Annotated in this window: 12 protein-coding genes and 1 tRNA gene; 2 read left to right on the top strand and 11 right to left on the bottom strand. The window is 60.8% G+C overall.

Annotated features, from left to right (window positions below):
* The 4 genes from rpsB to VOI29_RS19120 form a co-directional block, all read right to left on the bottom strand.
* Nucleotides 1-197, bottom strand: a 197-nt coding sequence (gene rpsB / locus VOI29_RS19135; protein WP_323782372.1) for a 30S ribosomal protein S2, incomplete at its 3' end; no start/stop codon positions are given.
* 158 nt (nt 198-355) lie between these two features.
* Nucleotides 356-1216, bottom strand: coding sequence for a lysophospholipid acyltransferase family protein (locus VOI29_RS19130; protein WP_323782369.1), 861 nt, complete (start codon nt 1214-1216; stop codon nt 356-358).
* A complete protein-coding gene (locus VOI29_RS19125; protein WP_323782366.1) occupies nt 1213-1974 on the bottom strand; it encodes a GNAT family N-acetyltransferase in 762 nt (253 codons plus the stop codon). The genes VOI29_RS19130 and VOI29_RS19125 overlap by 4 nt, the downstream gene beginning before the upstream one ends.
* A gap of 107 nt (nt 1975-2081) precedes the next feature.
* The gene (locus tag VOI29_RS19120) at nt 2082-2264 is read right to left on the bottom strand and encodes a DUF3553 domain-containing protein (RefSeq protein WP_019297801.1); all 183 of its coding nucleotides are present in this window, start codon (nt 2262-2264) and stop codon (nt 2082-2084) included.
* 34 nt (nt 2265-2298) lie between these two features.
* On the opposite strand from VOI29_RS19120, the gene VOI29_RS19115 reads away from it, so the two are divergent.
* Entirely contained in the window at nt 2299-2895 is a 597-nt protein-coding gene (locus VOI29_RS19115; RefSeq protein WP_323782361.1) for a histidine phosphotransferase family protein, read from the top strand.
* 62 nt (nt 2896-2957) lie between these two features.
* Here the strand turns inward: VOI29_RS19115 and VOI29_RS19110 are convergent, their stop codons facing one another.
* From VOI29_RS19110 to VOI29_RS19080, 7 genes are all read right to left on the bottom strand, one after another.
* Nucleotides 2958-4223 (bottom strand): glutamate-5-semialdehyde dehydrogenase, encoded by a 1266-nt coding sequence (locus VOI29_RS19110; protein WP_323782358.1) that lies wholly within the window; start codon nt 4221-4223, stop codon nt 2958-2960.
* Nucleotides 4224-4299: 76 nt separating this feature from the next.
* Nucleotides 4300-5406: a glutamate 5-kinase gene (proB, locus tag VOI29_RS19105; protein ID WP_024090016.1), complete on the bottom strand. Its 1107-nt coding sequence runs from the start codon at nt 5404-5406 to the stop codon at nt 4300-4302.
* A complete protein-coding gene (gene obgE / locus VOI29_RS19100; protein ID WP_323782355.1) occupies nt 5394-6428 on the bottom strand; it encodes a GTPase ObgE in 1035 nt (344 codons plus the stop codon). Before obgE ends, proB begins: the two co-directional genes overlap by 13 nt.
* Before the next feature lie 121 nt (nt 6429-6549).
* Nucleotides 6550-7086 (bottom strand): GNAT family N-acetyltransferase, encoded by a 537-nt coding sequence (locus tag VOI29_RS19095; protein WP_323782351.1) that lies wholly within the window; start codon nt 7084-7086, stop codon nt 6550-6552.
* 280 nt (nt 7087-7366) lie between these two features.
* A complete protein-coding gene (gene rpmA, locus VOI29_RS19090) occupies nt 7367-7636 on the bottom strand; it encodes a 50S ribosomal protein L27 (RefSeq protein ID WP_024090013.1) in 270 nt (89 codons plus the stop codon).
* 11 nt (nt 7637-7647) lie between these two features.
* Nucleotides 7648-8202: a 50S ribosomal protein L21 gene (rplU, locus tag VOI29_RS19085; RefSeq protein ID WP_024090012.1), complete on the bottom strand. Its 555-nt coding sequence runs from the start codon at nt 8200-8202 to the stop codon at nt 7648-7650.
* Between the two features lie 203 nt (nt 8203-8405).
* Complete coding sequence (locus tag VOI29_RS19080) at nt 8406-9257, bottom strand: DUF2059 domain-containing protein (RefSeq protein ID WP_323782345.1); 852 nt, start codon at nt 9255-9257, stop codon at nt 8406-8408.
* Between the two features lie 122 nt (nt 9258-9379).
* On the opposite strand from VOI29_RS19080, the gene VOI29_RS19075 reads away from it, so the two are divergent.
* A tRNA-Ser gene (locus VOI29_RS19075) sits at nt 9380-9469 on the top strand.
* Nucleotides 9470-9473: the final 4 nt, after the last annotated feature.

Here is a 9473-nt window from a genome sequence, read left to right as displayed (position 1 = left end):
CCTTTGGCAACGGTGTCACGGACAACCTGCAGCGCCTGGTCCAGCATCGGAACAGTCTGGGTCAGGTCCATGATGTGGATGCCGTTGCGCGCACCGTAGATGAACGGCGCCATGCGCGGGTTCCAGCGCTGGGTCTGGTGGCCGAAGTGAACGCCAGCTTCGAGCAGCTGACGCATGGTGAACTCAGGAAGAGCCATGCTATTATATCCTTTCCGGTTTCAATCCTCGGCGGGGGTTCAGAGCGGATGCTCCAACCGGGGGTCCGTCAGGGATGTCTCCCCTGATCAGGCCAAACCCCGCCTGCGGGTTCGTAGGCGCGCTCATAGAGCAGAAATTGTCAGCTGACAATAGCGGATCAGGCGGAATCGGCTTCCGGCCTCAATTTCCAGCCACCCAAGGCGCGGCGGTGGCCGTCTTTTACTATTGCCCCAGCCGCCGCGGCCAGGGCTTTGCGGTCTGCAAAACCGGCAACCTTCAAGGGCTGATGGTAAATCAGTTCCACCTGGCCCTGCCGCGGGGCTGCCAGGATTTTAAGAAGATGCGGCCCGAAATCCATATCCCCCCACCAGCCGTAAAACCGGGCCGGAGCGCCTTCCGGCGCATGATAGCAGACTGAAACAGGCTGGATGTGCAGATCCTCGCGCAGTTGTTCTGAAAAGAACGCCGCAAAGAGCGTCGTTTTAAAGGGCAAAACTCTCAAACCATCGGTCGAGGTGCCCTCGGGGAAAAACAGCAGCTTGTGACCTGCCAGCAGGCGCTGTTCAAACAGGACGGCCTGTTCCCTGGCCTTTTTGGGATCGCGTTCGATGAAAACTGTTCCGGTGGCCCGCGCGAGCCAGCCAATCCCCGGCCATTTTGCGACTTCCGCCTTGGAGACAAAGTAGATCCGCTTACGCGCATTGAGAGCAAAGATATCCAGCCAGGAGACATGATTGGCCACCACGGCCCCTTTTTGACGCATCAACGCCCCACGGGTTCTGAAGCTGATCCCGAGAATGCGAAAGGCGTTGCGGCAGACAAACTGCGTGATGAACGGCGTCACCGGCCGCTGCACGCCGAAAACCGGCCGTTCGATCAGCCGCAAGGCCAGCAGAACCAGCAAACCGCCAAAAACCAGCACCGCCAGCGGCAGTCCGCGCACCAGCACCAGCAGCCAGCCCAGGGTACCGATCCGGACTGGATCCGGCGCCTCTTCGCTTTGCCAGCTGATGCTCATCCCCGGTCCTTGCCTCCGGTATAAATCCTGCGCTGGCGGTCGTTCATGCGCGCAGTGTCGAGGATCAGGCACACGTCGGTGGTGTTGAAAGCCTGATCGATATAGGCGCCCTCGCCCACAAATCCGCCCAGCCGCAGATACGCTTTGATCAGTGCCGGGGTTTCCACCATCGCACGTTTGCGGTCGAGATCATCTGCGGCCACCAAGTTCATGGATTGAAACGCTTTTGAACGCACGCGAAGTTCGGGCGGGGCAAGGTGATTGTGGTGCAGCAAGGCTAGCGGATCGGCCAGCCCAGCTGGGTCGGTGCCGTGAAAGCTTGCAACCCCGAAAAGAACCTCGATTCTGTGGGCCTCCACATAGCCGGCCAGTCCGGACCAGAGGTGAAACATCGCCATGCCGCCGCGGTAATCCGCATGCAAACAAGAGCGTCCCAGCTCCAGCAGCCTGCGGCCCGAAGACTTCAGCACGGTCAGATCATATTCGTCCTCGGAATAAAATTGTCCAGCCTTGGCGGCCTGATCATCGCGCAGCAGACGGTAGACACCGGCCACCGTGCCCGTGGTGTCATCGATCACCAGCATATGGTCAAAAAACGGGTCGAACCTGTCCCGCTCCAGCCCCGCATCATGGTCCACCATCGCGCCGCCGCCGCCAAGCTCCCGCACAAATACGTCATACCGCAGGGCCTGTGCCGCGCGCAGTTCCGCATCTGTTTCAGCGATCCTGACGGAAAATTCCGGGGGGCAGTCTTGCATTTGGTCACCATTACGTCGATCAGGCTTGAGCGCATGCTTCTATTAAGGCAAAGAACGCGCAGCTTTTAAGGCGAATTAGATGGGGTTCGTTAACACTTCATAAACCGTTATGGATCAAAGACGGGAATAAGGGAGACGCGCGCACCGTCAATCACAAGCTTGCCCTGGTCGGGGAAATTCACGGTGATCTTGCCGCCCGCATTTGACTGCACCTGCCCAACACCCCATTCAGGGTGATCCGGGTGCCGGACGTACATGCCGGGGGCTAAAATAGCGTTGAGGTCATTCATTGGCGGGTGGCCCAGTTCGGAGGAAGTTGAAGTTATGGGTGTAGATAACGCCAATTTGGCCGCTTTGGTAGGGTCCCGGATCTGTCATGATCTGATCAGCCCCGTCGGTGCCATCAACAACGGTTTGGAACTGCTTGGAATGGCGGGCAGCATGTCCGGACCTGAACTTGAACTGATCTCTGACAGTGTGGCCAATGCCAATGCGCGCATCCGTTTTTTCCGTATTGCCTTTGGCGCTGCAGGCGACCAGCAAATGAGCCGTGCCGAGTTGGTTTCTGTGCTGGAGGACATCAGCAAGGGCGCCCGGATCAAATACCAATGGTCCCCGCTGGAGGGCTGCACCCGCAGCGAGGCGCGGTTGTCCCTGTTGGCGGCGCTGTGCCTGGAATCCGCTCTGCCCTATGGTGGATCGGTCAAGATTTTCTGTGCCGGCGGCAAATGGACGGTGATGGGCGAAGGCCGCAAGCTGAACGTGGATGATGAGCTGTGGGCGCGGGTCAGCGGCGGCAATTCAAGTGCGGAAATCACGCCTGCCTTGGTGCAATTTGCCCTGCTGCCCGAGGCCGCCAGGGAATCAGACCGTACCGTCCGGCTGGAGCAAAATCTGGAAAAGATCACGCTGCAGTTCTGATATCCACCATCATTCGCAAAGAAACGCCGGGAGTTTTCCCGGCGTTTTGCATTTTCCACCGCTTAAGCCCGGGTGGCCCCGTCGCCGCGCACCAGGTATTTGAAGCTGGTCAGCTGGGTAGCCCCCACCGGGCCGCGCGCATGCATCTTGCCGGTAGCAATACCGATTTCCGCACCCATGCCGAACTCTCCGCCGTCGGCGAACTGGGTGGAGGCGTTGTGCATCAGGATCGCGCTGTCGAGTTCAGCAAAGAATTTCTGAACCGCCGCTTCTTCCTCGGTGATGATGCAATCGGTGTGCTGCGAGTGATGCGTGCGGATGTGCTGGATTGCTTCGTCAATGTCCGCGACCTGTTTCGCGGCGATGATGGAATCCAGATATTCCTTGCCCCAATCCTCGTCATTCGCGGTGACCATGCTGTCCGGTCCCGGCAGGCCCGCTTCGGCACGGATTTCCACCCCGGCAGCAGACAGGCTGTCCAGAACCGCCTTGCCCAAGGTCGGCGCGATGTCCTGATGGATCAGCAAACACTCCGCGGCGCCGCAGATCCCGGTGCGGCGGGTCTTGGCGTTCAGCACCACGTCCAGCGCCTTTTGCGGATCGGCGGACTTGTCCAGATAGATGTGCACGATGCCTTCCAAATGGGCAAAGACAGGCACCCGCGCCTCGCGCTGAACCAGGCCGACCAGTCCTTTGCCGCCGCGGGGCACGATGACGTCGACATAATCGGTCATGGTCAGCAGCTGCTGCACCGCGGCCCGGTCGCGGGTCGGCACCAGCTGAACAGCGTCTTCGGGCAGACCGGCGGATTTAAGGCCTTCGGCCAGGCAGGCATGAATTGCCTTGGAGGAATGAAAGCTTTCCGAGCCGCCGCGCAGAATGACGGCATTGCCCGATTTCAGGCACAGCGCGCCGGCGTCCGCCGTCACATTCGGGCGGCTTTCGTAGATCACGCCGATCACCCCGAGCGGCGTGCGCACGCGCTGGATTCTGAGGCCGGTGGGCTGTTCCCACTCCTCCATCACCTCCCCCACAGGATCGCGTTGTTCTGCCACCGCGCGCAGACCGTCGACGATGCCTTGGATGCGGGGCTCGTCCAGCATCAGCCGGTCCATCATCGCGCCGGACAGTCCCTTGCCGCGGCCGAACTCCAAGTCCTTGGCGTTCTCAGCAATGATTTCCGCCCGGCGGTTCCAAACCGCTTCGGCGGCGCCGATCAAAGCGGCATGTTTGCGCTCTGCGCTGGCTGTTGCCAGGATTTGCGCCGCTTGCTTGGCACGTTTGCCAAGATCCGCCATCACAGCGGGGATGTTTTCATTGTCTTTCATGTGTCTCGCGCCCTTGCCGGTCCTTCTGTGGCACGTCGGGTGCCTGCCGGCTGGAATAGATTATCAGATGGTCAGCTCAAAGCGCCATATCATCGCGGTGGATCAATGCGGCGCGGCCGGGATAGCCCAGCGTGGCCTCGATTTCCTGCGATTGGCGCCCTTGGATGGCGCGGGCCTCGTCCGCTGTATAGCGTGACAGTCCCTGCCCCAGTTTGCGCCCGTCTGGGCCAAGGATGGCCAGCGGATCGCCGCGGCCAAAGTCACCCTCCACATGACGTACACCTGCGGGCAGCAGGCTTTTACCGGACATCAGCGCGCGTGCGGCGCCTTCGTCGATTGTCAGAACACCGCGGGTCTTCATCGCGCTGATCCAGCGCTTGCGCGCGGTTTGCGGGTCTCCCTGCCCGGTGAACCAAGTGCACGCCGCGCCATCTTCTAGTGTTTTCAGCGGGTTCAGAGGCGAACCTTCGGTGATCGCCATGGCGCAGCCGGCAGCAGTGGCCATCTTGGCCGCCAGCAGTTTGGTGATCATCCCGCCTTTGGACAGGCCAGAGATGCCATCGCCGGCCATCGCCTCAATTTCCGGTGTGATCCGGTCAATCCGGTCATAGCGTTCGGCCGCGGGGTCCAGCGCCGGATTGGCGCTGTAGAAACCGTCAACATCGGACAGGAGGATCAAGGCATCAGCCCCGACCGTTACTGCCACCTGCGCCGCCAGCCGGTCGTTGTCGCCGTAGCGGATTTCATCGGTGGCGATGGTGTCGTTTTCATTGACGATCGGCACCGCGCCCATCCCCAGAAGCGTTTCCAAGGTGGCACGTGAGTTGAGGTAGCGGCGGCGGTTTTCGCTGTCTTCCAGCGTCACCAGAACCTGTGCCGTGGTGATCCGGTGCGGCGCCAACGCCTCCTCATAAGCGCGGGCCAGCCGGATCTGGCCAACTGCCGCGGCCGCCTGGGATTGTTCCAGCGGCAGGTCCGCGCGCGGCAGTCCCAGCACACCCCGGCCCAAGGCAATCGAGCCGGAAGACACCAGCACCACGTCGGTGCCGCCCGCCTTCAGCCAGGCGACATCATTGGCCAGGGAATGCAGCCAGCCTGCGCGCAGATCGCCCGTGGCGCGGTCAACCAGCAGCGCCGAGCCGATCTTGACGACAATCCGTTTCGCCGACTTCAGGGCCGCCAAGGCGCTTCCTCCTCGGCGGGTTTCATGCGGACGCGGTCATCGTCGATCTCTGCCCGCACCGCGCGGAGCACTTCGTTAAGCCCTTCGCGGCTGACGCCGGACATCATCATGACCGGGCCGCCAACAGCCTGTTCCAGCGCAGCGCGTTTTTTGTCGCGCTCCTCCGGGTCGATTGCATCCACTTTGTTCAGCGCAGTGATCCGGGTCTTGGTGGCAAGAACGCCGCCATAGGCCTCCAGCTCACCGATGATGGTCTGGTAATCCTCGACCACGGTGTCGGAAGTACCGTCCACCAGATGCAGCAGCACCGCGCAGCGTTCCACATGGCCCAGGAACCGGTCGCCGATCCCTTTGCCTTCATGTGCGCCTGCGATCAGGCCGGGAATGTCGGCAACCACAAATTCGGTATTGTCGATGCCGACCACGCCGAGATTCGGGTGCAATGTGGTGAAGGGGTAATCCGCAATCTTGGGGCGCGCGTTGGAGGTTGCCGACAAGAAGGTCGACTTGCCCGCATTGGGCAGCCCCAGGAGACCCGCGTCGGCAATCAGCTTGAGGCGAAGCCAGATGGTGCGCTCGACTCCCTCCTGGCCGGGGTTGGCGCGGCGCGGCGCCTGGTTGGTGGCCGATTTGAAATGCAGGTTGCCAAAGCCGCCGTTGCCACCCTTGGCCAGCAGCACCCGTTGGCCAACCTCGGTGAGGTCCGCCAGAACGGTTTCCTGGTCCTCGTCCATGATCTCGGTCCCCACGGGGACACGCAGAACAATGTCGTCGCCATCTTTACCGGTACGCTGACGGCCCATGCCGGACTGGCCGTTTTTAGCAAAGAAATGCTGCTGATAGCGGAAATCGATGAGGGTGTTCAGCCCGTCGGTCACCTCGGCCCAGACCGAACCGCCTTTGCCGCCATCGCCCCCGTCCGGCCCGCCGTATTCAATATACTTTTCGCGCCGGAAGCTGACACAGCCGTTCCCGCCGGCGCCCGAGCGGATATAGACCTTTGTCAGATCGAGGAATTTCATGACAGCTCCTTAATGCGGCGGGATCCTGTGCCCGCCCGCGCAATACACGTGTCCCGCCAAAGCCCCGGGGCTCTGGCGGGAATGTTTCGTTTGCCTTACCGCAAAGCGCGCGCCGCGCCAATCACAGTTTTCGGCTGTAAGTCCAGGTTGGGACCGAGGCATCACGGGCGACGGAATAGCTCTCGGCGTCCCCGAGATAATCGAAGCCGCAATGGATCAGCACCCGGGCCGAAGCCGGGTTGTCCTGAAACACCGATGCAAACATCGCTGCGTTGCCTTGCGGATTTGCATCCACCAAAGCCTTTACCGCCGCGGAGGCAAGCCCGGTATTCCAGAACGGCGGTGCGGTCCAGTAAGAGACCTCCGACTGGTTGCGGTCCATCCGTTTGAGGCCGATCACGCCTTTCAGTTCGGCGTCACCTTCGGCGGTGCCATCAATAGCCCAGACATCCTCGTCCCGTTCTTCGGCCATGGCGCGGGCGACAAAGGCCTCGGCGGCGCCCGGCGGAAGCGGATGCGGCACCGAACGGGTCATGCGGGCAACACGCGCATCGCTGACGTAGTGTTCAATCAGGCCGGCATCGGATTTTCGCAAGGGCCGCAGAATAAAGCGGTCCGTTTCGATTACCTGCTGGCACACAATCTGTTCCAAGTTCATGGATGTGCTCCTCCTCTGCCAAAGACTTTCTGGCTGTAACTGCCCTTGTTGTTGCGGCGGTCATCTTTAAATGTGCATGCCCTGCCCGGGCGGCAAGGCGCAGTCGCTTCAATTGTCGTGAAACTTTCTGTTGGCCGGGCGTGCGCGGCATTTCGGCCTTCAGCAGAAACCCCGCCCTTGGTCGTTTTTGTGAACATCATTTACCCGCATCCGTAAAACGGAAAAGGGGACCGGCCCTGAAGCCGGTCCCTCTAAAGATGTCATCACCCTTCGGGTCGGCTTACTCAGCGGCCTCCGCCACTGGCAGAACCGATACAAAGGTGCGGCCTTTCAGGCCTTTGCGGAAGGTAACAGCACCTTCGGACGTGGCAAACAGAGTATGGTCTTTGCCAATACCTACGTTTTCGCCCGGCCAGAACTTGGTGCCGCGCTGACGCACGATGATGTTGCCTGCGATGGCCGCTTGGCCACCGAAGAGTTTCACGCCAAGACGGCGGCCCGCGGAGTCGCGGCCGTTACGTGAGGAACCGCCAGCTTTTTTATGTGCCATTCTCTCTCTCCTTAGCCTTTAGCCAGCTCTTTGGCCTGTTCAACCCACTCGGGCTTCACTTTGACCGCTTCGATAGCAGCAATACCGTCTTCGGACAAGGCTGCGATCTGGGCAAAGCTGGTCAGGCCGGCTTCGTTCAGCTTCTTGGCGGCAGCAGGGCCAACGCCGGTCAGCTGGGTCAGGTCGTCCGAACCGGCGGCGTCAGCAGCAGGAGCAGCTTTTGCAGCGGCTTTCGGAGCAGCTTTGGTTGCGCCCGATGCCAGGATCTCGGTGATCCGGACCAGGGTCAGCTTCTGACGGTGGCCTTTGGTGCGCTTGGAGGAGTGCTTCCGGCGGCGCTTGACGAAGTTGATCAGCTTTTCGCCTTTGATCTGGTCGATTACTTCCGCTTTGACGGCAGCGCCGTCCACCAGCGGAGCGCCGACAACAGGTGCGTCGCCGCCCAGCATCAGGATTTCGTCGAACTGGATGGTGTCGCCAGCGTCTGCAGCAAGTTTTTCAACGCGGAGGATATCGCCCGCCTGAACCTTGTACTGCTTGCCGCCGGTCTTGAGGACCGCAAACATATGCGTCTTTCCTTTTCTACCCGCGTCCTACGGCCCCCTTGCGGGCGTTCCGGCCAAAGCCGCCTCGAACAGCGCGCCCCTGTGATGGGCGTATTACAAATAAACCCCGGCGCACGGATTCCGGGCCGGGATGCGGGCTTATGGTTCGGAACTCCTGAAGTGTCAACAGTTTTCCACAACCTGCGCCGCAAGTGTTTGCAGGTTCAGATATCCTGCCCGGGTGTCAGGTCGGCCATCCGGTGCGCCAGCTCCTCGAACCGGTTGGCCGTGATCTCATACTGCACGGCGTTCAGCAGCTCATAAACCCGCTGCATCGGCGCCTCTTCCAGGGCTATAACATAAGCCTCAACCTCTGCATCGCTGAATTCCTGGTAGGTATAGGCAGAGGCTGCCAGGCTGGAGGCCTGCATGCTTAGGCGCAGTTCGCCCTCCTGCGCCTGCATCAGAGCGCGCAGGCCGTCAGCATCCAGCTCCAATTCGATTACCCCGGCAGCAGCAGCAGCCATAAGGAAGCGGAACTGGATCTGCTGCAGCGCTTTTACACCTGTGCCAGCGGCATCAATTGCAGATACCATTCGCTGATACATCGCAATCCGATCACTGCCGGCTTTGACCAGGTCGGAAATAATACGGTTGCCCGCCAATTGCTTCACCGCGTCGTCTTTGACCGTATGCGAGGCGTTTTCCGCCCGCACCAAGCGCTGCCCGAAATCGCTGGCGTAAAAGTCTGTCGCATGATCCAGGGCTTCATCGTCCAGAGTGCTTTCGAGGATCTCCAGCGCCAGGCTGCGCATTTCGGCGGTATCAAAGACATCCCCGGACAGTTCGGTCCATTGACTGCCAAAGGCGCCTGCATCCACGCCCAGCATGTCCGGTGCGCTGGACGCAGATAAGGCTATGCTATCAAGCGCCACATCAAAGCCGGTGATTTGCAGGAATGTCTCGACCCTTTCACGGTCTGCTGCCAGTCCGGTCTGCGGCAATCCCGCGGCGGCGAAACACAGCAAAGCCAGGAGGCGCAAAAGCACGGCGGGGGGGATGAGGGTCATCTGCATAAACCAAATTTAGGCAAAAACCCTTGGCAGGCAACGGGAAATCGGCTTTTTTCGTCAAAGCCGCATTTCCCACTTGCGCCAACTCGGAATCAACCTTAAACGCTGCCCCACCAGACCCCCGCGGAGAGGTGCCGGAGTGGTCGAACGGGGCGGTCTCGAAAACCGTTGAGCCTTCACGGGTTCCCAGGGTTCGAATCCCTGTCTCTCCGCCACTAT

It is taken from the genome of Leisingera sp. (assembly GCF_034669605.1).
Classification (GTDB): domain Bacteria; phylum Pseudomonadota; class Alphaproteobacteria; order Rhodobacterales; family Rhodobacteraceae; genus Leisingera.
Note: the sequence above shows the minus strand (reverse complement) of the source record. Positions and strands in the feature narration are given on the sequence as shown.

Coding starts and splice junctions, on each gene's coding strand:
- rplU (WP_024090012.1), bottom strand. CDS start 8,202: ATGTTTGCGGTCCTCAAGACCGGCGGCAAGCAGTACAAGGTTCAGGCG.
- VOI29_RS19095 (WP_323782351.1), bottom strand. CDS start 7,086: ATGAACTTGGAACAGATTGTGTGCCAGCAGGTAATCGAAACGGACCGC.
- VOI29_RS19080 (WP_323782345.1), bottom strand. CDS start 9,257: ATGCAGATGACCCTCATCCCCCCCGCCGTGCTTTTGCGCCTCCTGGCT.
- VOI29_RS19110 (WP_323782358.1), bottom strand. CDS start 4,223: ATGAAAGACAATGAAAACATCCCCGCTGTGATGGCGGATCTTGGCAAA.
- VOI29_RS19130 (WP_323782369.1), bottom strand. CDS start 1,216: ATGAGCATCAGCTGGCAAAGCGAAGAGGCGCCGGATCCAGTCCGGATC.
- VOI29_RS19120 (WP_019297801.1), bottom strand. CDS start 2,264: ATGAATGACCTCAACGCTATTTTAGCCCCCGGCATGTACGTCCGGCAC.
- VOI29_RS19115 (WP_323782361.1), top strand. CDS start 2,299: ATGGGTGTAGATAACGCCAATTTGGCCGCTTTGGTAGGGTCCCGGATC.
- rpmA (WP_024090013.1), bottom strand. CDS start 7,636: ATGGCACATAAAAAAGCTGGCGGTTCCTCACGTAACGGCCGCGACTCC.
- VOI29_RS19125 (WP_323782366.1), bottom strand. CDS start 1,974: ATGCAAGACTGCCCCCCGGAATTTTCCGTCAGGATCGCTGAAACAGAT.
- obgE (WP_323782355.1), bottom strand. CDS start 6,428: ATGAAATTCCTCGATCTGACAAAGGTCTATATCCGCTCGGGCGCCGGC.